Source organism: Cryobacterium sp. N22 (assembly GCF_002929555.1).
GTDB lineage: Bacteria > Actinomycetota > Actinomycetes > Actinomycetales > Microbacteriaceae > Cryobacterium.
This window is the reverse complement of sequence record NZ_PJJP01000015.1, coordinates 13985-39768: the sequence shown is the minus strand read 5'-3', so window position 1 is coordinate 39768 and position 25784 is coordinate 13985. Positions and strand designations below refer to the sequence as shown.

Below are 25784 nucleotides of genomic sequence, written 5' to 3'. Positions count from 1 at the left end.
GGTGTGACCTGTCGGGCTGACCTGTCGGTCATCCATTTGACGGATGACGGGCCCAGCGGTCCTGATTAGGCTGGGCGCACCATGTCCAGCCTCGCACTTCGCACTCCCCCGCTCCGCCGGGATCCCATGCCGCCCGCCAGCATCGGCGAGGGTCTTCCGCACTCCGCGCTCACCCCGGTGTTCGCCGGTCTCCGGATCGGCCTGCACGTTCTGATCATCGGGCTGACCGGACTGGTCATCGTGCGGACCCTGCTGGGTGCGGTGCCGAACCCGGTCACCGTGGTGAGCCTGTCGCTGATCTTCCTGGCCAGTTACGTCGGCGGCAGCGAACTCGCCCGCCGCCGGCGGTGGCGTTGGGTCGTGCCTGTCTGGATGGCCGTGCTGCTGGTGGAATGGCTCGCGCTCACCCTCCTGGCGCCGGATGCCGCCTTCATCGTCTTCCCGCTGTTCTTCCTGCAGCTGCACGTGCTTCCCCTGCGGGCGGGTATTCCGCTGGTGCTGTTGAGCGTGCTGCTGACGATCTGGTCGATGAGTTTCCACGTGGGCCTGAGCCTGGGCGCCACCCTCGGCCCGCTGGTGGGCGCGGTCGTCGCGGTGGCGGTGGGCCTGGGCTACCGGGCGCTGCTGCGCGAGGCCGCCGAACGGCAGAACCTGATCGAGGATCTGCTCACCACCCGCACCGAGCTGGCGGCCACCGCACGCGACGCGGGCACCCTCGCCGAACGGGAACGCCTGGCCAGGGAGATCCACGACACCGTGGCTCAGGGGCTGTCGAGCATCCAGATGCTGTTGCACGCCGCCGAGGGCCGGGTGTCCGACCCGGCGGCCCTGGACCACCTGCGCCTGGCCAGGGACACCGCGGCGGCCAATCTGCAGGAGACCCGCCGGTTCATCCGGGAGCTCACTCCGCCGGCCCTGGACAGCCAGACCCTGCCGGGCGCCCTCGCCAGGCTCGCCGCGTCGGCAGAACGTACCGCGCCGGCCGGCGAGAAGGCCACCAGGGTCAGCCTGCACGTGACAGGTGACCCGGTGGCGCTGCCGATGTCGCTGGAGACGACCCTGCTGCGGATCGCGCAGGGCTCGCTCGCCAACGTCGCCCAGCACGCCGGCGCCAATCGTGCCGAGGTGACCCTGAGCTACATGTCCGACGAGGTGGCCCTCGACATCGTCGACGACGGCCGCGGCTTCACCCTCACGGACGCCGCAACTCAGAGCCCGGACTCGTTCGGCCTGGTCGCGATCCGGCAGCGCGTCGAAGCGCTCGGCGGCACCTTCGTCCTGGAGTCCGCGCCGGACCTGGGCACCGCGGTCGCGGTCAGGTTCCCGATCCGCGAGGCGCTGGCATGATCCGGGTGCTGCTCGCCGACGACCACCCCGTGGTGCGGGCGGGCCTCCGGGCGATGCTCGGCGCCGAGCCCGACCTGGAGGTCGAACTGGAGGCCGGCACGGCCGAGGACGCCGTGGCGCTGGCCGCCTCCGGTCGGGTCGATGTCGTGCTGATGGACCTGCAGTTCGGCGGTGCGGTGCCCTCAGCCGATATGCCGGGGACCCCCATGCAGGGCGCCGAGGCCACCCGGCGGGTTCGGTCGGTGCCCGGCGCCCCGCACGTGCTGATCCTCACCAACTACGACACGGATGCCGACATCCTCGGTGCCATCGAGGCCGGCGCCAGCGGGTACCTGCTCAAGGACGCCCCGCCCGCCGAACTCGTCGCCGCCGTGCGGGCCGCCGCGGCGGGACAGAGCGCACTCGCTCCGGCTATCGTGACCCGGCTGGCCGACCGGTCGCGCATCCCGGAGGGCCGGCTTTCCCCGCGCGAGGTCGAGGTGCTCGCCCTCGTGGCGGCCGGTCGCTCCAACCGGCAGATCGGCCAGGACCTGTTCCTCAGCGAGGCGACGGTGAAGTCGCATCTCGTGCATATCTTCGGCAAGCTCGGCGTCGGCTCGCGGACCTCCGCCGTCGCCAGCGCCCGCGCGTCCGGCACCCTTCGGGGCGCCTGATGCCCGCCGCCGCGTCTCCTGTTCCCGTCGTGCTCGTGCACGGGATCCGCACCTCGGCCAGCATGTGGCGGCATCAGTTGGAGTGGCTGGCGGCGGCGGGGCATCCGGTTCTCGCCGTGGACCTGCCGGGCCACGGTTCGCGCCTGCATGAGCCGTTCACCCTCGAGGGTGCGCTGGGCGCCATCGATGCCGGGGTCGACGCCGTCGAGGGGCCGGTGCTGCTCGTCGGTCTGTCGCTCGGCGGCTACTACGCCATCGCCTATGCGGCCAGGAACCCGGGGCGGGTGCTCGGCCTGGTCGCCGCCGGGTCGTCGTTCGAACCGGGCGGTCCCGGACTGACCGCCTACCGCCGGCTCGCGCGGATCATCCACCGGTTCCCCGACCGGGGCCTCTGGTTGCACACCTTCCTGGTTCGACGGATGCTCCCGCCGGCCGGGGTGCGGGATGTGCTCGCCGGCGGTGTGGCGCTGGACGTCATGGACGCGGGGCTCGCGGCGACGGGGCGGTTGTCGCCGCTGGCCGACCTCAGGGCGTTTCCCGGCCCGGTGTGGCTGGTCAACGGCGCGTACGATCACTTCCGCCTGCACCAGCGACGGTTCCTCGCGGCGGCGCGGCGGGGCACCCTCGTAACGATTCCTGGCGCCGGCCATCTGGTGAGCCTGCATCGCCCGCACCGGTTTGATACTGTGCTCAGGCGCATCATTGACGAGATCGAGGCCGATCTCGACCAGAACTCCCCCGATTCGGTCAGCCAGCCGGGCCGATAACTGGTATCGTTGCCTGTTGGCTTGCGTGTTGGGTCCCACCCCACACGATTTTCGCCGCACGGTGCCCTCTATCACCGGGCGGCCCATCCGAACAAGAACCTAACGAAAGCGTATAAACGTGGCAAACATCAAGTCGCAGATCAAGCGGATCCTCACGAACAAGAAGTCGCAGGAGCGCAACAAGGCGGTCAAGAGCGAGTTCAAGACCGCCATCCGGGCCACGCGCCTCGCCGTCACCGCTGGTGACAAGGACAAGGCTGTCGCCAGCCTCGCCGTTGCTTCCAAGAAGCTCGACAAGGCCGTCAGCAAGGGCGTTATCCACCAGAACCAGGCAGCGAACAAGAAGTCCGCTATCGCCAAGGCTGTCAACGCGCTCTAACCAGCCGCTGTAAGTAGCACCGCTGTAAGTAGCACAGACACACCCCCGCCCTCCTGGGCGGGGGTTTTCTGCGTCGGCGCCGGATCCGGCCGGCCCTTTCCGAGGTGCCCGGCCGACGCTATGGTGTCGTCGTGATGAGCGACCAGACCGGACCGGCGCAGCCAGGCCCCAACCAGCCGGGTGCCAACCAGCCGGGAGCCAACCAGCCGGGCTCCCAGCAGGCGGGCCCGCAGCTGCCGGGCCCCGCGTTGGCCGGCCCGTCGCAGGCCGGCCCGGGGAAACCGTCTGCCTGGCGCCATCAGGCCCGGTTCCTCGGCGGCGCGTTCGCCGTGGCAGCCGCCGTGATCGCGGTCGGACTCAGATTCGCCCCAGCGGTGACCGCCTACTCCGGACTGAGCCCCTGGGTGTTCGCGGGGCTGCTCGGCTTCATTCTCGTGCTGACCGGGGCCTGCGTGCTGTTCGCGGCATCGCTGCCCACCGCGACACACTCCACCGCCCGCTCCCAAGCAACCACCCCGACGCAGCCGACGGCACACCCAGCAGAGCATTCGGCGGCGCATCCGCCCCGGCGGGGCCTGACCATCCTCGGGTCGGTGTTCGGCGTCGTCGGACTGGCGCTGGCCGCTCTCGCGGTGGTGCTCACGGTGCTGCTGCCGACGCCCACCCAGCGGATCATGGTGCAGTTCACCGACCTGTATGGCAGGGTCCAGCTGGAGTACTGCCCGAGCCTGCCGGCGTCGTTCGCAGCGACGGCGTCGCGGGCCGACCTGGTCGGCTCCTCGACCATCCTGCCGGTGAAGGTGACCGGGGAGGTCTGTGGCGACCCCGAGTTCACCGGTGGGGTGTGGATCTATCTGAACCGCGCCTCGGTCACAGTGTCCGGCCAGCCCTGAGCCGGCCGCAGCCGCCCGGTCCCTGACGGGCCGCCCTCACTCGCCGCGTTTGGCGATGACCGTGACGAGCTTCTCGAGAGCGAAGATCGGGTCTCGACCGGCGCCCTTCACGGCCGCGTCGGTCTCTGCGAGCATCACGATGCACCGGGCCAGGCCGTCATCAGTCCAGCCGCGCAGATCGCGTTGGGCGCGCTCCACCTGCCACGGTGCGAGGCTGTAGGTGGCTGCCAACTGGGCGGAGCCGCCGCGCACGCCGAACAGCTTCGCCATGGTGCGGATCTTGCTGGCGAACGCGGCGACGATCGGAACCGGGTCGGCCCCTGACGACAACGCGTGCCGCAGGGTGACGAGCGCCTCGCCCAGACGGCCGGCGATGGCGGAATCGGCGACCTTGAACGCGTTCGTCTCGACGCGGCCGCCGTAGTAGCGGTCCACCGTGGTTTCGGTGACCTCGGCTCCGGTGTCGGCGATGAGCTGCTGGCAGGCGGCAGAGAGCTCGGCCAAGTCGTCGGAGAACGCGGCCACCAGCGACCGCAGAGCGCTCGGGGTGACCCTCTTGCCTGCCGAGCGGAATTCCGCGGTGGCGAAGTCGTGCTTGTCCGCATCCTTCTTGAGCTCGGCGCAGACCACCTCGACGGCACCGCCCACGCCGCTGCGAATGGTGTCCAGCAGCTTCTTGCCGCGCACGCCGCCGCCGTGCCGCAGCACCACATAGGTGTCGTCGGCGGGGTTCTGCAGGTAGTCGATGGCCTCGGTGAGGAAGGTGTCGCTGCACTTCTCCACGTTGCTCACGCGGATCAGCCGCGGCTCGCCGAACAGCGAGGGGCTGGCCAGGGTGAGCAACTCACCGGGCGCGTAGCTGTCGGCCTGGATGTCGCTGACCTCGAGGCTGGGATCCTCCAGCTTGAGGAAGTCCCGCAGCGACCGGATGGCGCGTTCGGCGAGGAAGGTCTCGGTGCCCGAGACGAGCACGACGGGCGCCGGGCGCACCTGATGCCAGGCGAGCTGCGGGATCTTCGCCGCGCCGGCCTTGGCGGCCGGTTTGCCGGTTCGTGCCTGTGCGGTTGTTCGTGCGGCCACGCGGCTCCCTTCGCTACTCACCCAGCCTAACCGGCGCCTGTGACCTTCTCGGTCCAGACCAGGAGTGCCCGCCGGGCCGCCGGGGCGCCGGTACCGGGCGCGACCACCACCATTCCGTCTTCATCGGTGCGCACCACCGTGGTTCCCGCCGCGCCGAGGATGTCGAGCACCGATTTGGTGGGGTGTCCGTAGCCGTTGTCCGCACCGACCGACACGACCCCGACGCTCGCCTCGAGCTCCGCATAGAGGGCGGCGCTCTGGTCGCGAGAACCGTGATGGGCGACCTTGACCACGTCAACGGCCCCGATGCGACCGGCGGCCATCAGCCCCTCCTGGGCTTGCTCGTCGAGGTCGCCGAGGAAGAGCGACCGGATGCCGCCGCCGTCGAAGAGCACGCTGACGCTGCCGGGATTGCCGGTCTGCATGAGGGGCGAGCCACGGATCGGCCACAGGATCTCCCAGGTCAGCGCGCCGAGGGTGCCGGTGTCTCCGCGGGCGGTCTCGCGCACGTCGGCCCCTTCGGCGGCCAGTCGGTCGTGCAACGCCGCATCCTGGCTGTTCTCCGGCCGGCCTACCAGTGCGGTGTCCACCCGGCCGATCACCGCGGCCAGCCCGCCGATGTGGTCCAGGTCGTAGTGGGTGAGGATCAGCAGGTCCAGACGATCGATGCCCAGGGTGTTCAGGCACACCTGCAGAGGCGCCGGGTCCGGGCCCACATCCACGAGCGCGACCTGGTCGCCGTCGCGCACGAGTACGGCGTCGCCCTGCCCGATGTCGCAGGCGGCGATCTGCCAGTCCGTCGGGAAGACCGCGGCCCGCCCCAGTCCGCCGCCGACCACGCCTCCGATCGCCCAGCCGGCGACGACGCAGACCAAGGCTCCGCTGGCCATCCGCACCAGAATCGTCACCCGGCCCGGCCCGCGGGCAGCGAGCAGGGCCAGCACGGCGAGGGTACAGGCCACGATGAGGACCATTCCGAGCGGTCCACCCGGCCAGGGCAGGCTGCTGGCGGGCAGCCCAGCGCTCGTGGTCGCGACCGCGGCGATCCAGGTGGCGGGCAGCCAGGCCAGCCACACCAACGGGGTCGCGAGAACGGGTGCCCAGGGCAGGACCAGACAGGCGACCAGGCCGGCGACCGTGGCCACCGGCGCAGCGGGCGCCGCGAGAAGGTTCGCCGGCACCCCGTAGACCGGGAGCGTCGGGCTGAGCATGACCAGCACCGGCTGACAGGCGAGCTGAGCCGCGATCGGGATCGAGAGCACCGTGGCGACGGGAGCGGGCAGCCAGCGTGTGAGCCGTCGACTGAGCGGCCCCGCCAGCGCCAGCAGACCGAGGGTGGCCAGCACCGAGAGCGCGAAGCCGTAGTTGCGGGCCAGCCAGGGATCGATGATCAGCAGACACAGGGAGGCCATGGCCAGGGCGGGGAGTCCCCGGCCCGGCCGGCCGAGCGAACCGGAGAGCAGAACGATGGTCGCCATTGTCGCGGCCCGCACCACACTCGGTTCCGGGGTGACGAGCACCACGAAGCCGGCCAGCACGACCAGCCCGCAGACCAGCCGCCATACCCGGCCGAGGCCCAGCGCGGCCGCCGCCACGAGGACGATGGCGAGCACAACGGCGCAATTGGCTCCGGATACCGCGGTCAGGTGGCTGAGCGAGCTCGTCTTCATGGCCTGGTCGAGGCCGTCATCCACCGCCGTGGTGTCGCCGATCGCCAGGCCCGGCAGCAGGCCGGCTCCGTCGCCAGGCAGTTCGGCGGACGCGGTGGCGAACCCCTGGCGAACGGCGTTGGCCCAGGCCAGCCACCAGGGCGCGGCGTGAACCGGTTCGGGTGGGGCTCGCCCGAAGACCAGGGCTGAGGCGGCGTCGCCCGGCTCCGTTGCAGTGAGAGTGCCCGTCATCCGGATCTCATCGCCGATGGCGGGGTTGGCAGCGGATGCCGGGGCGAACACGACGACGGGCACCGACAGGCCGGCCCTGGCCGGGACGGCCTCCCCCGTGCTCGCCTGACCGGGTGGGTCGCCGATGGCGGTGAGCGTTGCCCGGAACCGCAGCTGCACCCCACCCCCGATGGCCGACCGGCTACTCTGCGCCGGCGCCGACCACACCGTGAGCACCACCGAGGCCTCGCCGTGTTCGGCTGCGACAGCGCGAATGGACTCGGGCAACCGCACCGGCGCCTGCACCGCAACGGACAGCCCGGCCAAGGCGGCCGCAGCGCAGCACACGGCCACGCTGCCCAGTACCGGGCGGACACGCTCGCCCAGGACGCCCGCGCTTCGTGCTCGCCTTCCGGTCACGAATGCCCAGACGGTCAGCAGGACGGCGGCGGCACCGACCAGGCCGGCCACGCGGGCAGCCTCCGCCGGCATCGCCACCAACAGTCCGGCCGCCAACCAGCATGCCGTGGCCGGCAGCACCAGCCGCAGGTCCACACTGTCCCGGCCGCGATTCATGCCCTCCGGATACGTACCGGCCCGACTCATACAGTGATCAGGTCCTTGAGCGCGGCAAAGGTCTTGTCGCCGATCCCGGTCACATTGCGCAGGTCGTCGATGCTGGCGAACCTGCCCTCCGCCGCGCGGTAGTCGAGGATGCGCTGGGCCATGGCCGGGCCGATCCGCGGCAGCGTGTCGAGGTCCGCCGCCGTGGCTGTGTTCAGGTTGACCTTCGCCGCGGCACCCCCACTTACGACGCCCACTGCGCCGCCCGGCGCCCCTGAGCCTCCGGCCTGCGCCCCGGCAGGCGGACCGGGCACGACCTCGCCGTGCGCCGGAACGTAGAGCTGCTCGCCGTCGGCGACGAGTCTGGCCAGATTCAGGCCGGCCTCGTCTGCGGTGGGGAGCAGACCGCCCGCGGCGGCGACCACATCAACGACCCTGGCGCCCTCGTGCACCTCGAACAGACCGGGATGCGCGACGGCACCCAGAACGTGCACAAACACGCCGGGCGCTTCCGCCTCGCCGGTCGGCACGGCGGTGCCGCGCGGGCCGGCCGCCGCTCCTGCGGTCGAGCCGGTGGACGACGGATCCGCTGTCGTGCTCCCAGGCGCGTCGTCCACCAGCGGGCCCGCGCCCGGATTCGCCGGCACCGCAACACTGTGGCCGACCTGCCCGATGGCGGTCACGGTCACGCTTATGCCCAGCGCCGCCAGCAACAGGACGATCGCCGCGCCCACGCCGATGCGCATCCGGGTGCGGCCGGGGTCGGCCGACCGGGCCCCAGGCGCCGCTGAGCGCGCGCGGGACGACGGCGTCAAGCTGGCGAACGGGTCAACATCCATGCGGACAGGCTAGGCAGCGCCGCCCCGCGCGCCGGCTCCCTGCGGGAACCTGTGTCGGGGCGACGTCCGGCCTACCTGTGGAGGGACCGGGTAGGACACAATTCCGTGGCGCTGCGCGGAATCGTGCAGCCCAAGGCTCCTAAACTCAGCCCTGATCGCGCTCGGTCAGAGCGACGAGGGCGAGATGTCTGTCGGCGGCCCAAAAGATCAGGCGTCCCTTGTGGTCCTTGTTGCGGGTCAGGATTCCCGCCTCGCCGAGCTGCACCAGCGCGCGATGCGCGGCTGCTGCGGATACTTTGTGCTGCGTCGCCACAGCTTCCGTGCTCAGCACCGGATCGGTAGCCAGGGAGTCAAGGATGCGCAGCACCACAGCATCGCTTCGCGGATTGGTCGGCGAGAGGTCGTGCTGCTTCCGGTATTTGATCAGTTCCCCGCGTACCGCCCGGTCAAGGTCGGCGATGTCGTCAGAGAGCCGCACTGCGTTGGTGGCGGCCAGCTCCGCCGCGTGGGCGAAGCCGATCACCCAGTCGTCCAGGCGGGAGGGCGCTGCCCGATAGGCCGTCAGCCCCTCGATGTACGCGTCTTTGTCGCCCGCGAACACCGTGCTGATGGGGATCAGCGTATTACGGAGCGCGTCAGCCCTGCGCAGCACGGTGTGAATCAACGCCCGGCCGGTCCGGCCGTTGCCGTCGATGAAGGGGTGAATCGTCTCGAACTGAGCATGAGCGATCGCCGCCCGGACGACGGGGTTGCCCTCTGTTGCCGTGATGAACCGGGCCAGGTCGTCGACCAGGCGCGGCACCTCTGTCTCGGGCGGTGGCACGAAGTCTGCGCGGATGGGGCTCCAGCCGGGCCCGCCCACCCAGTTCTGCTCGGTGCGAAGGCCGAGTTCGAGCCTGGGCTCGATGATGTGCTGCAAGCGCTCGATGTCTGCAGTGGTGACCGGTCGACCCCGGTCGGCGAGATCGGCGATCGCCTCATCTGTGGCGCGGACGTTCGCAACGACGTCCAGGGCGACCCGCTGTCCCTGCTGAAGCAGCTCAGCGATGGCCAGCTTCTTCGGGGTGATGCGGTTGCCCTCGATCCAGGAGGACGAGATGCTCTCGGACCGGATCAGCAAGTGGTTGAGGTATCCCCCGCGCTGGCCAATTCGTTCGTCGGCGCGGGCAAGCACGGACAGCGCGTCCTCCGCTGCCTGCTGTGCTGCCCGGCCGAGCTGTGGCACGTGCTCGCCCAGCTCGCCGGGCACGTAGGCCCGATAGCGGCCGGGCGTCCGGTCCTTTCGGACCAGGTGCGCCGTGTCTTCGGGGTTCCATAGCCGGTCGACGTAGTGAGCCATGTCGCTCTCCTAACGTCGATGACTGAGCGGCTATATGTACTTTATCAGTCATAAAGGTGATGCGTCGTGGTTAGATTTCTCGTTAAAGCGCTCCGCCCCGCCTCCTAGGGAGGCGGGGCGGGCGGCTTACGCCGCGGGCTTGGTGACGATGCTCACCATCCGGGGCGCCCGCACGATCACCTTGACGATCTCGCGGTCGCCGATCGAACGGATCGCGGCGGCCGACGCACGGGCGAGGGCCTCCAGGTCGTCGCTGCTGATCTTCGGGGAGACCTCGAGGCGGTCACGCACCTTGCCGTCGACCTGCACCACCGCGGTCACCGACTCGGCGACCAGGAGGCTGCGGTCGGGTTTGCGCCAGAGGGCGAGCGCGACGCACGGCTCGTAGCCGAGCCGCGACCACATGTCTTCCGCCGTGTACGGGGAGAACAGGTTCAGCGCCATCGCGGTGACCTCGGCGGCTTCGCGCACGGCGGCGTCGGCCGGACCGGCGCCGGTGTCGATCACCTTGCGGGTCGCGTTGACGAGCTCCATCATGCGCGCCACGACGACGTTGAACTTGAACGCCTCGATCAGCGACGGGGCGTCGGCGAGGAATCGGTGGGTGACGCGGCGCAGCGCCACGTCCCCGGTCTTCCATTCCACATCCGGGGAGCTGGTCACGTCGCGGGCGACGCGCCAGGCGCGCGCTAGGAACTTCGCCGAACCGACCGGGGACACATCGGCCCAGTCGATGTCGTCTTCGGGCGGGCCGGCGAACGCCATGGTCAGGCGCACGGCGTCGACGCCGTACTTGTCGACCTCCTCGGTGAAGTAGACCAGGTTGCCCTTGCTCTTGGACATCTTGGCGCCGTCGAGGATGACCATGCCCTGGTTCAGCAGGGCCGTGAACGGTTCGGTGAAGGTGACGTAGCCCAGGTCGAAGAGCACCTTGGTGATGAAGCGGGCGTAGAGCAGGTGCAGGATGGCGTGCTCGACGCCTCCGACGTACTGATCGACGGGGGCCCACTTGTCGGCTTCCTTCGGGTCGAAGGCCTTGGTGTCGTCGGTGGGGTTGAGGAAGCGCAGGAAGTACCAGGAGCTGTCCACGAAGGTGTCCATGGTGTCGGCGTCGCGCTTGGCCGGGGTGCCGTCGATGGGGTTGACGACGTTTACCCAGTCGGTGGCGCCGCCGAGCGGCGAGGTGCCCTTGGGCTTGAGGTCGAGGCCGTCGGTGGGCGGCAGCAGCACCGGCAGCTGGTCCTCCGGTACCGGGATCTCGGTGCCGTCGGCGCCGTGGATGATCGGAATGGGGGTGCCCCAGTAGCGCTGGCGGGAGATCAGCCAGTCGCGCAGCCGGTAGTTCTTGGCCGCGCGCCCGGTGCCGTCAGCGGCGAGCGTGTCGATCATCCGTTTGATGGCGTTGGCCTTGGTGAGGCCGTTGAGGGCGCCGGAGTTGACCAGGCGGCCTTCGCCGGTGAGCGCGACGCCGGTCTGGGCGGGGTCGAGGGCGTCGGAGTCCAGGGACGGCAGCTCCTCTGAGCCGTCCAGCATCCCCGGCGTGATCACCGGGATGACGCCGGTGACCAATGCAGTGGTGTCCACGACGACGCGCACCGGCAGGTCGAAGCGCAGGGCGAAGTCGAGGTCGCGCTGGTCGTGCGCCGGAACCGACATCACGGCCCCGTGGCCGTAGTCGGCCAGCACGTAGTCCGCGGCCCAGATGGGCAGGCGCTCGCCGTTGGCCGGGTTGATCGCGTACCGTTCGAGGAAAACGCCGGTCTTCTCCCGGTCGGTGGCCTGGCGTTCGATCTCGGTGCTGTTCTGCACCTGGACCAGGTACGCGGCGAAGCGCTCGCGCACCTCGGGCGAGGCGTCGGCGACGAGGTCGGCGGCCAGGTCGGCGTCGGGGGCGACGACCATGAAGGTGGCGCCGAAGAGAGTGTCCGGGCGGGTCGTGAAGACGCTGACCGGCTCCGCGCGGCCTTCGATGACAAAGTCCACGTCGGCGCCGATGGAGCGGCCGATCCAGTTGCGCTGCATGTTCAGCACCTTGGCCGGCCAGGTGCCCTCGAGCTGGTTGAGGTCGTCGAGCAAGCGGTCGGCGTAGTCGGTGATCTTGAAGTACCACTGGGTGAGCTTCTTCTTCACCACCACGGCGCCGCTGCGTTCGCTGGTGCCGTCGGCCAGCACCTGCTCATTGGCGAGAACGGTCTGGTCGATCGGGTCCCAGTTGACCCAGCTGTCCTTGCGGTAGGCCAGGCCCTTCTTGTACAGCTGCAGGAACAGCCACTGGTTCCACTTGTAATATTCGGGGTCGCTGGTGTGCAGCTCGCGGGACCAGTCGAAGGATGCCGCGTAGAGCTTCATGCTCTTCTTCTGCTGCGCGATGTTGTCGTAGGTCCAGCCGCGCGGGTCGATGCCCCGCTTGATGGCGGCGTTCTCGGCGGGCAGGCCGAAGGAGTCCCAGCCGATCGGGTGCAGCACGTTGAAGCCTTGCTGGCGCCAGTAGCGTGCCACGATGTCGCCGAGCGCGTATACCTCGGCGTGGCCCATGTGCAGGTCGCCGGACGGGTACGGGAACATGTCCAGCACGTACTTGCGCGGCCGGGTGTCGTCGGGGTCGCTGGTGCGGAACGGCTCCAGCTCGTCCCAGATCGGCGCCCACTTCGCCTGGATGGCGGCGAAGTCGTAACCGTCTTCGTCCTCGGGGCCGTTGGACATGGTGTCGTGCTCGTGTGCCACGTGACTCTCATTCATTGTGGTGAGGTGGCGTTCTGCGCAGCGAGAATGTACCCCGTTGGCGACGCCCAAGCTCCTAGGTTACTAAACCCTGACCATCTGCCGGGTCCGGCGCCGCGGCGGACTCCAGGATCGCGCTGATCAGGGCCCTGGCCTTGATCCGGGTCTCCTCGATTTCCTCGTCGGCCACCGAGAGCGCGGTGATCCCGCCGCCGGTCCCGATCGAGGCGCCCGCCGGTCCCAGCACGATGCTGCGGATGACCATGGCCAGGTCGACGGCGCCGTCACGGCCGAGGTAGCCGAACGCTCCGGCGTAGACGCCGCGGTCGCCGCCCTCGAGCCCGCGGAGGATGTGCATGGCGCTGGCCTTGGGCGCCCCGGTCATCGACCCGGCCGGGAAAGCCGCCTCGATGGCGTCGACACTGGTCAGGCCCGGCGCGAGACGCGCCTCGACGGTGCTGACCAGCTGGTGCACATGCGGGTAGCTCTCGACCTGCAGCAACGACGTCACCGCGACCGAGCCCAGGGCGGCGACCCGACCCAGGTCGTTGCGCATCAGGTCGACGATCATCAGGTTCTCGGCGCGCTCCTTGTCGCTGGCGAGCAGTTCCGCAGCGAGCATCCGGTCGGTTGCCGGGTCGGCTGACCTGGGCCTGGTGCCCTTGATGGGACGCGTGCGCAACCGCCCGCTCGGAGTCACGGAGAGGAATTCCTCCGGCGAGGCGCTCAGCAGCGCATGCGCGCCGAACCTGAGCAGGCCGCCGTGGTGGCTCGGGCTGCCCGCGCGCAGCCGCCGGTACACGGTGAGGGGGTCGAAGCGGCCGGCCACGGTGACCTCGTTGGTGAGGCAGAGCTGGTAGGCGTCGCCGGCCGCAATGCGCTCCTGGCAGGCGTCGATCAGCCGGGCGTACTGCGTCGCGTTGTGCCGCCAGCGCACCTCGAGCGGCCCGGCGGATGTCTGCGGAAGGGCGGGCCGGGCGGCTGCGGCCGGCCCGCCGCGCCGCCGGGCACCGAGCCGTCTGGCGGTGTCACCCAGCCAGTCCTCGACGTCGTGCCCCGACTCCCCCGCCGCCGCGCTGGCCAGCAGGGTGACGGTGCGGGCGGCATGGTCGAAGGCGATGACGCGGTCGACGAAGAGCAGGGCCGCATCCGGCGCCGAGCTGTCCGGCGCGGTGTCGGCCTCGTCCGCCGGACGTACCAGTCCGTATCCGAACCAGCCCACCCAGCCGAGACGGAAGCCGGCCTCGGCCCGGGCGTCGGTTCCGGGAACGGACCCGGACTCCCCCGCGGTCCCGGCTTCCGAGCGCAGGAAGTCGAAGATGCTGCCGGCCGAGGTGACGGGTGCCGTGGCGGGGTCCAGCGGTCGTGAGCAGGTCACGGTGCCGGCGCGGGCCGATGCGGTGACGAACCGCGAGCCGTGGTGCGCGGCGGCGAGGTAGCTCACCCCGGTGCTCGCGCCGGCACCGGCATCCAGCCACACAGCGTACGGTGCCTGAGCGTGCAGCAGGTCGAAGGCGTCGGCGGGGTCGAGCCAGTGCGGCAGCGGAACCGAGCGCAGCACCTCTGAGCGCACGGGGAGGCCGCGGTCGGGGTGGCTGGGGGTGGTCGGCACCGCTCCAGCCTAGGGCGCAGCCGGCCCCGGCTTGCGGGATGCGCGGGTCAGCCGATCTGCCACGGGAAGATGCCGTGGGTGACAACGGCCACGAGGAGTCCCCACAGGGCGCCGATCGGGACGGCGAGAACGATCCGCACGGTGCGGGGCTTCAGCCAGGGGATGAGCGCGAAGGGAATGGCCATCACCACGGCGGCGAAGATGCAGGCCCGGATCGCAAGTCCGGCATCGCTCGTGTCGAGCCCGTAGCCGCCACCGCTGCAGCCGCTGATCCCGCACCACGATAGTCCGGCCACTGCCGATGCCGGCAGGCAGATGAGAATGGCCACGGGGACGGCCCACAGCAGGTGCAATGCCTGGCGCGGTTGAAGCCCGTTGGTCACGTACCGGGACCCGCCGGAATTCGCGAATTTGGCCACTGTTCAGTGTCCTGCCGCACGGCCGGTCGCCACCAGGGCCCAGAACGCGGGCCAGCAGCGCCGACGCGGCGCACAACACGAGGTCGCGGACACGCTTTAGGCTGGCCAGGTGAACGACGTACTCAACTGGATCCTGGACGCCGTGAGCGCCGTCGACCCCGTCGTGCGCACCCTGCTCGCGGGGGTGGGGATGCTCCTGGAGACGTCGGTGCTGATCGGGCTGGTGGTCCCTGGCGACACGATCGTGATCGTGGCCAGCACCGCGGTGGAGGGCACCGTCGAGTACATCGCCCTGGTGCTGGCGGTCATCCTGGGTGCGTTGGCCGGCGAGAGCATAGGTTTTTACCTGGGCCGCCGGTTCGGACCCTGGATCCGGCGCAGCTGGCTGGGCCGGCGGATCGGTGAGAAGAACTGGGCCTCCGCGGAGCGTTATCTCGCCCGGCGGGGCGGGATCGCCGTGTTCCTGTCGCGATTCCTGCCGATATTGCACTCGGTGATCCCGCTCACCGTGGGCATGAGCACCATGCGGTATCGCACCTTCCTCACCTGGACGGTGCCCGCCTGCGTGCTCTGGACTCTGGCCTACGTGAGCGTCGGCGCCGCCGCGGCCGAGGGCTATCGCAGTGTTTCAGACCAGCTGCACTTCGCGGGCTATCTCTTCGTCGGGGCGATTGCGGCGTTCGGCGTGGCCGTGGTCATCGTCAAGCGCTGGCTGAAGCGTCGCGAGGCCCGGTTCATGGAGCGAGAGCTTCCCCCGGAGTAGGGTCCCGCCTCAGTCCGGACCCGGCCGAGAGTGTGTAGGTGCTGGTGATCAGCCCGGCCGGAACCGGGGTGTGCGAGATGAGCAGCACGGCACGGCCGGCGTCCGCCGATGCCGACAGGATGTCGCGCACGAGCGCGTCGCCGAGTCCGGTGTCCACGTTGGCCGTCGGCTCATCGACGATGAGGACCGGGAAGTCGGCGAGCAGCGCCCTGGCCAGGGCTATCCGCTGGGCCTGGCCGCCGGAGACGAGTGCTCCGCGTTCGCCCACCCGGGCATCCAACCCGCCGCGCTGGTGGACCCAGTCGGCCAGGCCGACGCGGGCGAGCACGTCGAGCAGGTCATCGTCCGTGGCGGTGTCCCGCGCGAAGAGCAGGTTCTGCCGTACCGTGTCGTCGAAGAGCCAGGGCCGTTGCTCGCACAGGCCCACGACCCGCCGAACGTCGGACGGGGCCAGTTCCTTGGCTTCGACCCCGTTCACCCGGTACGACCCGGTGTAGTCCAGGAAGCGCACCAGAGTCTGCGCGAGGGTGGTCTTGCCGGCGCCGCTGGCCCCCGCCAGGTGCACGCGGTCACCGGCGTCCAGTCGCAGGGTGACCCCGGCCAGCGCGGGACGGTCTGCTCCCGGCCAGCTGGCGCCCAAGCCCGTGAGTTCGATGCGCGCCGTGCCTGCCTGCGGCACGGCATGGGGAACGGCCTGCGGCACGGCGGCGGTCGCCGCGGGGTTCTCCCGCAGCACGGCATCCGCCGGGATCTCGGCCGGAACCTGCTCAGGCACGGCCGTCGCGACCCGTTCGGCGCTGGAACGGACCTGGCGCCAGGCGCTGATGGCCGGCGGGATCATGGCGAAGACCTCGAACACGGCCATCGGTATCAGCACGACCACGGCGAGGGCGGGACCGGAGAAGCCGCCGGAGCCCAGGGCCGGGATCGCCGAGATGAGCGCGAGCACGGTCGCGGCGCCGGCGCACAGGGAGATCACGGCGGCCTGCACTCCGGCTCCCGTGGAGCTGCGGAGCGAAGCCCTGCGCAGTCTGCCCTCCACGACCGCGAGCTCGTTCAGTCGGGTTTGGAGCGCACCGAAGGCCGTGAGCACGTCGAGGTTCTCCACGACCTCGAGGACCTCGTCGGCGAGGGCGCCTCGAAGCGGTGCCAGGGCGCGCTCGGAGCGGGCCGACAGCGCCGCCGTCGCGAGGGTGCCGACGACGCCGGCCACGACCAGGCAGAGCGCCAGGGTGAGCCCGGCCGACGGCAGCAGCCACCAGACCCCGATCACACTGAACAGGGCTACCAGGCCGGAGGTCGCCAGGGGCTGAACGACGCGCAGCGGCAGGTCCTGCAGGTCGTCCACATCCCGCACCAGGCGGGTGAGCAGGTCGCCCCTGCGGGTACCGGAGAGCCCGGCGGGGGCCAGGGGCAGCAGCCGGGCGAAGATGCCCAGCCGGAGGGCCCCGAGTTGGCGGAACGCCGCATCGTGGCTGAGGAGTCGCTCCAGGTAGCGGAACGCCGCGCGCGACAGGGCGAAGGCGCGCACACCGACGACGGCCAGGCCGAGGAACAGGATCGGCGGCATTTCGGCGGCGCGGGTGATCAGCCATGCCGAGCACGCGAGGAGCGCCACGGCGCTGGCGGCGCTGGCCACACCGGCCGCGAGGCCGGGCAGGCTGCGGCGCGCCGGTGGTTGGGCGAGCCGGAGCACCGACCGGGTGGCCGTCGACACACCGAGGGTGAAGGGCGAACGACGATCAGACATGGGCGACCTCGTTCAGGTGGACGACGTAGTCAGCGGCGGCAACGAAGGCCGGTCGATGACTGACGACGATGACGACGCGGCCCTGGCCGGCCAGAGTATGAAGGCCCTCGATGAGGGACTCCTCCGCCTGGACGTCGAGGGCGGAACTCGGCTCGTCGAGCACCAGGACCGGACAGTCCAGGGCCACGCAGCGGTACATTGCCCGCGCAGCGGCGACCCGCTGGGATTGTCCGCCGGACAGTCCGGCCCCGTTGACGCCCAGGCGAAGCGCGGGGTCCAGGTCGCCGGCACCGGCCCAGCGGAGTGCCGTGGCGACCAGGGCTTCGTCGGTCACGCTGGCGCCGAGGGCGATGTTGCTCGAGATGCTGCCGGAAAACAGGCCGGGGCGTTGCCCGGACCAGGCGAGCCAGTCCCGACGGTCGTCGGGGTTCACGGTCGCGGTACCGAGACGGATCTGGCCGTCGTAGACGACGAAGCCCTGGAGGGCCCCGATCAGGGTGGACTTTCCCACTCCGCTGGGACCGCGCAGCACGCTAAGCTGCCCGGCCGTGAAATCGGCACTGAGGCGGTCGATGATGGCGGTGTCGCCGCGGCGGACGGTGACGTCGGTGAACCTGAGCGTGTTGCCGGTGCGGGGCCGGATGGCGGCGGCCGCGGTGTCCTCCCCCGCTCGACCGGCCGGCAGCTCCGGGTGTTCAGCATCGTCGTCGAGGATGGCGAACACCTCCTCGGCCGCGGCGAGACCGTCGGCCGCAGCGTGGAACTGGGCACCGACCTGACGCACCGGCAGGAACGCCTCCGGGGCCAGCAGGAGCACGAACAGGCCGACACCTAGCAGCAGCGACCCGTCCACGAGCCGAAGCCCGATCGACACGGCGATCAGGGCCACAGAGAGGCTCCCGGCGAGTTCCAGCGCGAACCCGCTGAGGAACGACACCCGCAGCACCTTCATGGTGCGACCCCGGTACTCGTCGGTGAGGCTGGTCAGTCGCGCCGTTTGGCGGCGGTCCCGACCGAAGATCTTCAGGGTGGCCAGGCCGCCGACCACGTCGAGGAAACCGGCCGAGAGCCGTTGCAGGGCATCCCACTGCTGCCGTTGCACAACCTGGGTGGCCTGGCCGATCAGGATCATGAACACGGGGATCAGCGGCAGCACGATGATCACCGTGATTCCGCTGGCCGGGTCCTGCCAGAGCATCACCAGCACCAGGATCGGTGTGGCGATGGCCGTCAGCAGCAGCTGGGGCAGGTACCTCGCGAAGTAGTTGTCGAGGGCGTCCAGTCCGCTCGTGACCGTTGTTGCCACCCGGGCGGACTGCTGGCCGGCCAGCCAGTCCGGTCCCCGCTCGGCCAGCCGGCCCAGAACCGCCGTGCGCAGCTGGCTCTTCACCGCCGCGGCCCCGCGGTTCGCGGCGACCTCGAGCAGCCAGACCAGTGCGGCCCGAACGATGACCACCGCGGCCAGCGCGGCCACGGTGCCGCTGAGCGACTCCAGCGAGGCGCCGTCGACGGCCAGGGTGATGCTCTGGCTCAGGAACCAGGCGAAGGCGACGACGGTGAGGGTCTGGGCCAGGCCCAGAACCGCGCCGACGAGGAGGAACCACCGCGCGGCGGAGGCGTGGGTGAGAAGCCGTGGATCGAGAGGACGCATTCGTTTTAGTGTACGGCGGCTTAGTGGACGGCGGCCTCGATGTGGGACCGGCCGATTCGCTTGCGGAACACCCAGTAGGTCCAGCCCTGGTAGCCCAGGATCACGGGGGCGGCGATCAGCGCTGTCCAGCTCATCACCTGCAGGGTGTACGGGGTGGATGAGGCGTTCTCGATGGTGAGGCTGTTGGCCACGTCATTGCTGGCCGGCATCACGTCGGGGAACAGCGATGCGAACAGGGTCAGCACGGCGAAACCGATGGTCACGGCCATCAGGCCGAACGCGGTGCGCTCGTTGCCGCGCAGGTTGGCCAGGTAGGCGGTGATCAGGGCAACGGCCGCGACGGCGGCGAGGATGCCGGAGGCGAGGGTGCCGTAGGCGAGCGTGGTCCAGACCAGGAAGGAGGCGGCGACGACGATGGTGACCAGCCCCGACTTGATCGCCAGGGAGCGGGCCCGCACCCGGATGTCGCCCTCGGTCTTGGTGGAGACGAAGATCACACCGTGCGTGAAGAAGAGCAGCAGCGTGGTGAGCCCGGCCAGTAGCGCGTAAGGGTTCAGCAGGTCGAAGAAGGAGCCGATGTAGTTGAAGTCGGCATCCAGCGGCACGCCGCGCACGACGTTGCCGAAGGCCACGCCCCAGAGCAGGGCCGGCACCGCGGAGCCCACCACGATCATGGTGTCGAAGGACTTCTTCCATTTCAGCTCCGGCCGCTGGTGCCGGTACTCGAACGACACACCGCGGGCGATCAACGCCAGCAGGATCAGAAGCAGCGCCAGATAGAACCCGCTGAACATCGTGGCGTACCACTCGGGGAACGCGGCGAACAAGGAGGCGCCGGCCACGATGACCCAGGTCTCGTTGAGGTCCCAGACCGGGCCGATGGTGTTGATCAGGACACGGCGGTCGGTGTCGTCTTTGCCGAGGAAGGGCAGGGACATGCCGACGCCGAAGTCGAATCCGTCCAGGACGAAGTAGCCGATGAACATCGCGGCGATGATCCAGAACCACAGGATATTGAGTTCCATCGTGAGCTCCTAGTAGACCGTGGTCGTGTGCTTGATTTCGCCGGACACCGGGTCGGGCACCGGAGCGTCGTCCGGTCCCTTCTGGACGGCCTTGAGGATGAGGCGGAATTCCACGACCGCGAGGGCGCCGTACAGCAGGGTGAAGGCGATGAGGGAGATGAGGATCTCGAGCCCGCTGACGTTCGGCGAGACGCCGTCGGCGGTCTTGAGCAGCCCGAAAACCAGCCAGGGTTGCCGGCCCATCTCGGTGAAGACCCAGCCGACGCTCATCGCCAGCAGCGACATCGGGAACGACCAGATCGCGATCTTCCACATCCAGGTCTGGGGGCTCTTGCCCTTGCGGGTGAACCAGAGGCCGGCGACGGCGACCAGGATGTGCGCGATGCCGAGTCCGATCATCCAGCGGAACGACCAGTAGGTGACCCAGATGATCGGCGCGTAGTCGCCGGGCCCGTACAGCTGCACATACTGCTCCTGGAGGTTGTTGATGCCCTCCACGGTGCCGTCGAAGGTGTGCGTGGACAGGAACGACAGCAGGTACGGGATGCGAATCGAGAACAGTTCGCTGACGCCGTCCGGGGTGCCGAGGGTGAAGATCGAGAACGACGCGTTGGCGCCGGTGGCCGTGTGGTACATCGCCTCGGCGGCGGCCATCTTCATCGGCTGAGCCTGCACCATGGCCAGGCTCAGCTGGTCGCCCATCAGGGTGGTGAGCGCTCCGGCGATGACCATCATCCACAGGCCGAACTTCAGCGCGGGCCGCATGGTCTCCAGGTGCTGGTTGCGCGAGAGGTGCCAGGCGGCCACCGAGATGATCAGCCCGGCGGACACCATGAAGCAGGCGAAGATCGTGTGCGGGAACGCCGCGATGGCGATCGGGTTGGTGAGCAACTCGCCGATGCTGGTCAGCTCGGCCCGGCCCTTCACCTCGTTGATCTGGTAGGCGACGGGGTTCTGCATGAACGCGTTGGCGGCGATGATGAAGTACGCCGACGCGATGCTGCCCACCGTGGTCAACCAGATGGTGGCCAGGTGCAGGCCCTTGGGGAGCTTGTCCCAACCGAAGATCCACAGGCCGATGAAGGTCGCCTCGAGGAAGAACGCGGTGATGCCCTCGAAGGCCAGCGGCGCGCCGAAGACGTCGCCGACGAACCGGGAGTAGTCAGACCAGTTCATGCCGAACTGGAACTCCTGCACGATGCCGGTCACGACGCCCATGGCGAAGTTGATCAGGAAGATCTTGCCGAAGAAATGGGTGAGTTGGAGATACTTGGCCTTATCGGTGCGGTACCAGGCGGTCTGGAAGATGGCCACCGTTGTGACCAGGCCGATGGTCAGGGGCACGAACAGGAAGTGGTAGACCGTCGTCAGGCCGAACTGCCAGCGAGACAGGAGTAACGGATCGAGCCACTCGTTCATATGCCCTCCAGGACCGGTTTTTCTACGTGTCGTAGAAGACTACTATTCTACGTTCGGTAGAAAGCCAATTCGGCCGGGATAAACTCTTCTCCATGGGAAGTTTGGGCGTGCTGGAGAGACTGTTGATGGATATCCTCTGGTCAGCCAACCGTCCGCTGACCGCGAACGAGTTGCGTGACGCCCTGCTCGATCCCGCCGGCACCGGGGCGAAGCCCCTCGCCACGACGACGGTGCTCACTGTGCTGTCGCGCCTGGAGGGTAAGGGGTTCGTCACTCGCGACCGCGACAGCCGGCCGCACGGGTACACCGCCGTGAGCTCCCGGGCGCAGCACACCGCCGAGCTCATGCACGAGGTTCTCGGCACGACGACTGACCGCACGGCGACGCTGGCCCGGTTCATCGGCAACGTCAGCCCCCAGGAGGCGCAGACCCTGCGCGCCCTGCTCGAGAGCATCGGCCCGTCCCCGGAATGATGACGGCGCATCCCCGCGGCCCGAGCACAGTTCGCCGAGAACAGTAGCGCCCTGTGCTCACTACCGCGTTGGCCTTGATGGTGTTGGCCGTACTCCTGGCCTGGCCCGTTCCGATCCTGCTCGCCGGGGCGAAGTGGCCGCCCCGCGCGCCCGGCCTGGCTCTGGCCCTGTGGCAGTCGATCGCCTTGGCCGGCGGAGTCTCGATGATCGGCTCGTTGCTGGTCTTCGGCCTGATCCCGTTCGGGGCCACCCCGGTGTCCGCCCTCGGCGCCCTCGCCGGTCACGTCGTGGCGGGCACCCTGCCCGCCGGCGCCACCTTGGCGGGTGTGATGGCGCTCTGCCTGGCGCTGATCCTGGCGACCCATCTTCTGTTGAACCTCAGTGCCACCTTCATCCGGGCCGAGCGTCAGCGCCGCCGCCACCACACCCTGATCGGCCTGCTCAGCGACCCGTTGCCCTTCGATACCGAGGGCACCAGGGTCATCGACCATGCCGCGCCGATCGCGTACTGCCTGCCGGGAGGCACCCGGTCGGCCACGGTGTTGTCCAGGGGTCTGCTGCACCTGCTGGATGCCGACCAGCTGCGTGGCGTCGTGGCACACGAGCGCGCCCACCTGCGCCAGCAGCACCACGTGGTGTTGCTGGCGTTCAAGTCCTGGCACAGCGCCCTGCCCTGGTTCCCCATCGCCAACCGCGCCGAGAACGCGGTGGCCCTCCTGGTGGAGATGATGGCCGACGACCAGGCCAGGCTGGCCGTCGACGACAGAACGCTGGCCCGGGCGATCGCGCTGGTGGGCACCGCCCACCTGGCGGAGGTATCCGGCACCCAGTCGCCGCTCGCGGCTGCGGGCGGCTTTGATGACGCTTCCTCGTCGGACCTGGTTGGGCCACGGGTGAGCCGTCTGCTGGGCGACGTCCCCGGGTTGAGCCCGGCAGCGCGCACCCTGGTGCTCTCCGCCACCGTCGTCCTTGTCGTGCTGCCCCTGGCACTGCTGCTCACGACCTGACGCTCCGGGGTTCGTGCCCCGGAACGCCCGTGAGGCTATGCCGCCGGAACCGGTTCAGGCCTGGCGGCCTCGAGCGGGCCCACCGCCGTGCGGGATTCGCGGAATGCCGTGCGGTAGGTGAGCACCGCGGCCACGGTCACGGCGGCGGCGAGCACGGCCGTGAGCAGCAGCCATCCCACCGGTGGTTGCCAGCCCGGTGACAGGAACATGGCCTCGATGCCGCCGTTGACCGTGACCATGTACCGCCGCAGTGTGGAGACGAACGAGAACACCTGCCCGATCGACAGAAGGACAAGCAGGGTGATCACGAAGCGTTTGACACCCGCAGTGGGCCGTGGCCCCAGATCGGAATCGTCGATCGCCAGGCCGCAGGCGACGAGCAGGCACATCATCATCGCCAGCATGTAGCGACCCTGCCAGATGCTGCCGATCGAACTGATCAGAATGGCCTGCGTAATCGCCGGTACCAGCACCATGACCAGGGCCAGGCCGAGAACGGCGAACTTCCCCCGCCGCGATCCCCAGGCCACAGCGGCGACCAGAACGGTCACGATGCCGAAGCTGAACGCGATGATGCTGAAGCTGGGTGACGGTGTGTCGGTCCAGCCGAAGAACCCGATGAGACCATCGCTGAAGTCGAGCGTACGCAGCACCATCGTGAAGAATTCGATGGTCGGGCTACTGCCGGTATTGGCCGTGGGGTGCTCGGCGAAGGTGGCCAGGCCGAGGTACCACGCGACCGTCAGGCCGCTGACGATGGCGCATGCTCCGATGGCCACCCAGGCCGCCGGTTGGCGGAGCAGACCCGCCACGACACGCGAGTTGGCGAAAGCAAGTGCCGCTCCGACGATGATGAGCACCCAGAGCAGAGAGATGCTTCGCGTGCTCAGAAGCGCCCCGGCCGAGATGACCACGAGTGCGGCGCGTTCCCACAGGAGGCGCCTGGAGGCCGGTGTTTGCAGGGTGAGGACCAGGGTGGCGAACAGGGCCCCCGCTGACGCGACTTCGACGCCGTTGGGGTTGATCGACCCGCCGAGGTACAGCACCATCGGCGTCACGGCGACCGCGGCAGCGACGATGACCCAGCGGGACCGGGGCAACTGCATCAGCTGCATGAACATCACGGCCAAGGCGGCGGCGGACAGTGCCGCGCTGAGCGCTCGCATCGCGTACAGCGCAGGCGTCCCGTCCATCACCAGCGTCGGGAGCCCGACGATCGCGTAGTACGCGGGGCTGTTCAGCCCCGCCGACGTTCCGGTGACCACGATGTCGGTCGGATTGCCTTCGACGGGGCGAACGCAACCTGCTGAGATATCCGGGCGGAACTTGTAGCAGCTGAGTTCGTGGGCGTGGGCCACGTACCGCGGAACCTCCGCACGAGCCAGGGACGGGTCCTGGTCCCAGGGCACACTTGCGACCTGCCCGTGGGCGACGGCGGTGGCGCGAATGGCATGCGACGCCTCATCGGGTGCGGACATCATCGGCGAGGCCAAGGCCCACAGCAGCATAGGGGCCAGGATGACCACAAAACTGGTGAGGAAGACCCGCCATCGGCGGCCTGTCCGATCGAAGGGTGCCGAGGGCATATCGCTGGTTGCTGCTGTCTTCATGCCGCTGCTGTGTCCGAATCTATTGAACCGTTCGGCGGGGTGCCGACCATACCGTGCCATCCATACCGTGCCGACCATACCGTGCCGACGAAACAGCGTCGGTAGTCGCTCTCCACGCCGTCCCGGGAAGTTTAGTGCTCGAGTCAGAGCTCCTGGGTATCAGCCAATCGGTCTCCGCGACTGGTCACGGTACCGTGCAGGTCTTCGGCATCCACGCGACTTTCCAACTCGCGCAGGCGGAGATCCTGCAACGCCGACATCTCCACGAGAGTTCGGGTCTTGCTTTCCAGATCGGTCAATTCGGCGCTGTGCTGAATACACACGAGGAACAAGACGGCGATGCTCACGAAGAAGACGAGGTTGGTCGGCACATCCACTCCGAGGCGCGCGGCCGCCCAAGTCAGCGTGTCAGGGAAGACGCTGATGACAAGAGCGAGGACTCCGGCGATGACCCACCACAGCGCGTGGCGCTCGCGAAGGCGGCGTCTGCGCAGCATCTCGATGACAACGCCCAGCGTCGCGAGGGCGGCGAGGATGCTGATGATGTAGCTGGAAATGCTCATGGGCGGTCAGGCCTTAGGTCGAAGTGGCAGCGACGGACGGATGAGTGCGAAACAGAGAGCGACGAACGCGCGGCCGAGGTAGGCGGCGGCTCGAAGCGGGTTGTGCGATGGCTGACCCCCCGCACGCACCCGCATGACGACAGGCACCTGTTCGATACGGCAGCCAGCGCGAGAAGCGATGACGAGGGCCTCGATGGTGTCGCCCAGGTATTCCGCCGGGTAGTGCGAAGCGAACAGTGCTACCGCACGAGGCCCTGAGGCCTTGAACCCGGAGGTGGTATCGGTCAGCGGGGTGCGCGCAGTCCGGCTGAGGATGACGGACAGCACCCGCATCGCCCACCGACGAGGTCCGCGGGCCTCGTAATCGCCGACCCCGGCGAAGCGGGCCCCGATCACCAGGTCAGCGTCATCGAGTCGCTCGAGCAAGGCCAGCACGTTCGACGGGTCATGCTGGCCGTCTGAATCGATCTGCACGACATTGTCGAAACCGTGGGCGATGGCGTACTTGAAGCCCAATCGCATGGCACCGCCGACTCCGAGGTTGACGGGGAGTTCAGCGACGACGGCACCGGCGCGTCGCGCGAAGGCCGTCGTTTGGTCAGCCGACCCGTCATTGACCACCAGGCAGTGCACCCCAGGCAGAGCGGAGAAGACTTCACGCACGACGTCACCGACCGACTCTTCCTCGTTGAAGGCGGGCATGACGATCAGGGTCCGCGCCAGGACCGACGACATGTCTTGGGCGAGCCTCACCGGACTGGCTCCGGCCGGAGGGAACGGGACGCTCCCGATGAGGCTGTCCCTGGGCGTGATCGCCAGGGCGTGGCCGACGAGTGCCCGGGTGCCCTGACGGTCCCTGGCCGTGATGGACGCCGGGATCCGGGTCACGGCATTGAGCCGCGACGAGTAGTGGCGCGAGGCGACCCGCGCCGCACGCTTCCAGCCCAGTGCGGTCATCCGCTCCGCACACTCCGCGAAGTAGCGCTGTTCTTCGACGAAGCGTGACCCGTCGTCGGCCTTCCATGAGGAG

The 25784-nt window shown here is 69.3% G+C and carries 22 protein-coding genes; 8 read left to right on the top strand and 14 right to left on the bottom strand.

The annotated features are described in order from the left end of the window. The first annotated feature begins 81 nt into the window (after window positions 1-81). The 5 genes from CXY76_RS01040 (at window position 82) to CXY76_RS01020 (ending at window position 4039) form a co-directional block, all read left to right on the top strand. Window positions 82-1347, top strand: coding sequence for a sensor histidine kinase (locus CXY76_RS01040; protein ID WP_104162421.1), 1266 nt, complete (start codon window positions 82-84; stop codon window positions 1345-1347). Further along, a complete protein-coding gene (locus CXY76_RS01035; protein WP_104162420.1) occupies window positions 1344-2000 on the top strand; it encodes a response regulator transcription factor in 657 nt (218 codons plus the stop codon). The genes CXY76_RS01040 and CXY76_RS01035 overlap by 4 nt, the downstream gene beginning before the upstream one ends. Continuing rightward, entirely contained in the window at window positions 2000-2767 is a 768-nt protein-coding gene (locus tag CXY76_RS01030; RefSeq protein ID WP_104162419.1) for an alpha/beta fold hydrolase, read from the top strand. Before CXY76_RS01035 ends, CXY76_RS01030 begins: the two co-directional genes overlap by 1 nt. Window positions 2768-2885: 118 nt before the next feature. After that, window positions 2886-3146 carry a 30S ribosomal protein S20 gene (gene rpsT / locus CXY76_RS01025; RefSeq protein WP_088456096.1) on the top strand — a complete coding sequence of 87 codons (261 nt, stop codon included), beginning with the start codon at window positions 2886-2888 and terminating at the stop codon, window positions 3144-3146. Window positions 3147-3280: 134 nt separating this feature from the next. Then, the gene (locus CXY76_RS01020) at window positions 3281-4039 is read left to right on the top strand and encodes a hypothetical protein (protein ID WP_104162418.1); all 759 of its coding nucleotides are present in this window, start codon (window positions 3281-3283) and stop codon (window positions 4037-4039) included. A gap of 36 nt (window positions 4040-4075) precedes the next feature. On the opposite strand, the gene holA is transcribed toward CXY76_RS01020, so the two are convergent. From holA to CXY76_RS00985, 7 genes are all read right to left on the bottom strand, one after another. Then, entirely contained in the window at window positions 4076-5119 is a 1044-nt protein-coding gene (gene holA, locus CXY76_RS01015) for a DNA polymerase III subunit delta (RefSeq protein WP_104162417.1), read from the bottom strand. 26 nt (window positions 5120-5145) lie between these two features. Then, complete coding sequence (locus CXY76_RS01010) at window positions 5146-7605, bottom strand: ComEC/Rec2 family competence protein (protein WP_104162416.1); 2460 nt, start codon at window positions 7603-7605, stop codon at window positions 5146-5148. Further along, window positions 7602-8402, bottom strand: coding sequence for a ComEA family DNA-binding protein (locus CXY76_RS01005; protein WP_233199499.1), 801 nt, complete (start codon window positions 8400-8402; stop codon window positions 7602-7604). Before CXY76_RS01005 ends, CXY76_RS01010 begins: the two co-directional genes overlap by 4 nt. Window positions 8403-8547: 145 nt before the next feature. Continuing rightward, window positions 8548-9741 carry a Fic family protein gene (locus tag CXY76_RS01000; protein WP_104162414.1) on the bottom strand — a complete coding sequence of 398 codons (1194 nt, stop codon included), beginning with the start codon at window positions 9739-9741 and terminating at the stop codon, window positions 8548-8550. Window positions 9742-9867: 126 nt separating this feature from the next. Continuing rightward, window positions 9868-12444, bottom strand: a complete 2577-nt coding sequence (leuS, locus tag CXY76_RS00995; protein ID WP_104162434.1) for a leucine--tRNA ligase — start codon at window positions 12442-12444, stop codon at window positions 9868-9870. A 94-nt stretch (window positions 12445-12538) separates the two neighbouring features. Continuing rightward, entirely contained in the window at window positions 12539-14074 is a 1536-nt protein-coding gene (locus CXY76_RS00990; RefSeq protein WP_233199498.1) for an anthranilate synthase component I family protein, read from the bottom strand. Between the two features lie 47 nt (window positions 14075-14121). Then, window positions 14122-14493 (bottom strand): hypothetical protein, encoded by a 372-nt coding sequence (locus CXY76_RS00985; protein WP_104162413.1) that lies wholly within the window; start codon window positions 14491-14493, stop codon window positions 14122-14124. Between the two features lie 109 nt (window positions 14494-14602). Here CXY76_RS00985 and CXY76_RS00980 point away from each other — a divergent pair, with 109 nt between their 5' ends. Continuing rightward, on the top strand, window positions 14603-15256 hold the full coding sequence (locus CXY76_RS00980) for a DedA family protein (protein ID WP_104162412.1): 654 nt from the start codon (window positions 14603-14605) through the stop codon (window positions 15254-15256). Here the strand turns inward: CXY76_RS00980 and cydC are convergent. From cydC to CXY76_RS00960, 4 genes are read right to left on the bottom strand one after another with little or no spacing between them, the layout of a single operon-like run. Further along, on the bottom strand, window positions 15228-17006 hold the full coding sequence (gene cydC, locus CXY76_RS00975; RefSeq protein WP_104162411.1) for a thiol reductant ABC exporter subunit CydC: 1779 nt from the start codon (window positions 17004-17006) through the stop codon (window positions 15228-15230). The genes CXY76_RS00980 and cydC overlap by 29 nt on opposite strands. After that, window positions 16999-18657 carry a thiol reductant ABC exporter subunit CydD gene (gene cydD, locus CXY76_RS00970; protein WP_104162410.1) on the bottom strand — a complete coding sequence of 553 codons (1659 nt, stop codon included), beginning with the start codon at window positions 18655-18657 and terminating at the stop codon, window positions 16999-17001. The genes cydC and cydD overlap by 8 nt, the downstream gene beginning before the upstream one ends. 20 nt (window positions 18658-18677) lie before the next feature. Then, window positions 18678-19682, bottom strand: coding sequence for a cytochrome d ubiquinol oxidase subunit II (gene cydB / locus CXY76_RS00965; protein WP_104162409.1), 1005 nt, complete (start codon window positions 19680-19682; stop codon window positions 18678-18680). Window positions 19683-19691: 9 nt separating this feature from the next. Continuing rightward, window positions 19692-21101, bottom strand: a complete 1410-nt coding sequence (locus CXY76_RS00960; RefSeq protein WP_104162408.1) for a cytochrome ubiquinol oxidase subunit I — start codon at window positions 21099-21101, stop codon at window positions 19692-19694. 92 nt (window positions 21102-21193) lie between these two features. Here CXY76_RS00960 and CXY76_RS00955 point away from each other — a divergent pair, with 92 nt between their 5' ends. Together CXY76_RS00955 and CXY76_RS00950 are read left to right on the top strand one after the other, a co-directional pair. After that, window positions 21194-21574: a BlaI/MecI/CopY family transcriptional regulator gene (locus tag CXY76_RS00955; RefSeq protein WP_104162407.1), complete on the top strand. Its 381-nt coding sequence runs from the start codon at window positions 21194-21196 to the stop codon at window positions 21572-21574. Between the two features lie 53 nt (window positions 21575-21627). Beyond that, window positions 21628-22581 (top strand): M56 family metallopeptidase, encoded by a 954-nt coding sequence (locus tag CXY76_RS00950; protein WP_233199497.1) that lies wholly within the window; start codon window positions 21628-21630, stop codon window positions 22579-22581. A 35-nt stretch (window positions 22582-22616) separates the two neighbouring features. Here CXY76_RS00950 and CXY76_RS00945 read toward each other — a convergent pair whose 3' ends face one another. The 3 genes from CXY76_RS00945 to CXY76_RS00935 form a co-directional block, all read right to left on the bottom strand. Further along, on the bottom strand, window positions 22617-24191 hold the full coding sequence (locus CXY76_RS00945; protein ID WP_158253815.1) for a DUF2142 domain-containing protein: 1575 nt from the start codon (window positions 24189-24191) through the stop codon (window positions 22617-22619). Window positions 24192-24334: 143 nt separating this feature from the next. Then, window positions 24335-24754: a DUF2304 domain-containing protein gene (locus CXY76_RS00940; RefSeq protein ID WP_104162404.1), complete on the bottom strand. Its 420-nt coding sequence runs from the start codon at window positions 24752-24754 to the stop codon at window positions 24335-24337. Window positions 24755-24760: 6 nt separating this feature from the next. Continuing rightward, on the bottom strand, window positions 24761-25489 hold the full coding sequence (locus CXY76_RS00935) for a glycosyltransferase family 2 protein (RefSeq protein WP_104162432.1): 729 nt from the start codon (window positions 25487-25489) through the stop codon (window positions 24761-24763). Window positions 25490-25784: the final 295 nt, after the last annotated feature.

Bases quoted from the DNA above. Each gene is read 5' to 3' on its own strand.
- CXY76_RS01010 (WP_104162416.1), bottom strand. From the start codon at position 7,605: ATGAGTCGGGCCGGTACGTATCCGGAGGGCATGAATCGCGGCCGGGAC.
- CXY76_RS01020 (WP_104162418.1), top strand. From the start codon at position 3,281: ATGAGCGACCAGACCGGACCGGCGCAGCCAGGCCCCAACCAGCCGGGT.
- CXY76_RS01035 (WP_104162420.1), top strand. From the start codon at position 1,344: ATGATCCGGGTGCTGCTCGCCGACGACCACCCCGTGGTGCGGGCGGGC.
- leuS (WP_104162434.1), bottom strand. From the start codon at position 12,444: ATGTCCAACGGCCCCGAGGACGAAGACGGTTACGACTTCGCCGCCATC.
- CXY76_RS01000 (WP_104162414.1), bottom strand. From the start codon at position 9,741: ATGGCTCACTACGTCGACCGGCTATGGAACCCCGAAGACACGGCGCAC.
- CXY76_RS01030 (WP_104162419.1), top strand. From the start codon at position 2,000: ATGCCCGCCGCCGCGTCTCCTGTTCCCGTCGTGCTCGTGCACGGGATC.
- CXY76_RS00935 (WP_104162432.1), bottom strand. From the start codon at position 25,489: ATGTCGTCGGTCCTGGCGCGGACCCTGATCGTCATGCCCGCCTTCAAC.
- cydB (WP_104162409.1), bottom strand. From the start codon at position 19,682: ATGGAACTCAATATCCTGTGGTTCTGGATCATCGCCGCGATGTTCATC.
- CXY76_RS00945 (WP_158253815.1), bottom strand. From the start codon at position 24,191: ATGAAGACAGCAGCAACCAGCGATATGCCCTCGGCACCCTTCGATCGG.
- CXY76_RS00955 (WP_104162407.1), top strand. From the start codon at position 21,194: ATGGGAAGTTTGGGCGTGCTGGAGAGACTGTTGATGGATATCCTCTGG.
- CXY76_RS00940 (WP_104162404.1), bottom strand. From the start codon at position 24,754: ATGAGCATTTCCAGCTACATCATCAGCATCCTCGCCGCCCTCGCGACG.
- CXY76_RS01040 (WP_104162421.1), top strand. From the start codon at position 82: ATGTCCAGCCTCGCACTTCGCACTCCCCCGCTCCGCCGGGATCCCATG.
- CXY76_RS00960 (WP_104162408.1), bottom strand. From the start codon at position 21,101: ATGAACGAGTGGCTCGATCCGTTACTCCTGTCTCGCTGGCAGTTCGGC.
- cydC (WP_104162411.1), bottom strand. From the start codon at position 17,006: ATGTCTGATCGTCGTTCGCCCTTCACCCTCGGTGTGTCGACGGCCACC.
- CXY76_RS01005 (WP_233199499.1), bottom strand. From the start codon at position 8,402: ATGGATGTTGACCCGTTCGCCAGCTTGACGCCGTCGTCCCGCGCGCGC.
- cydD (WP_104162410.1), bottom strand. From the start codon at position 18,657: ATGCGTCCTCTCGATCCACGGCTTCTCACCCACGCCTCCGCCGCGCGG.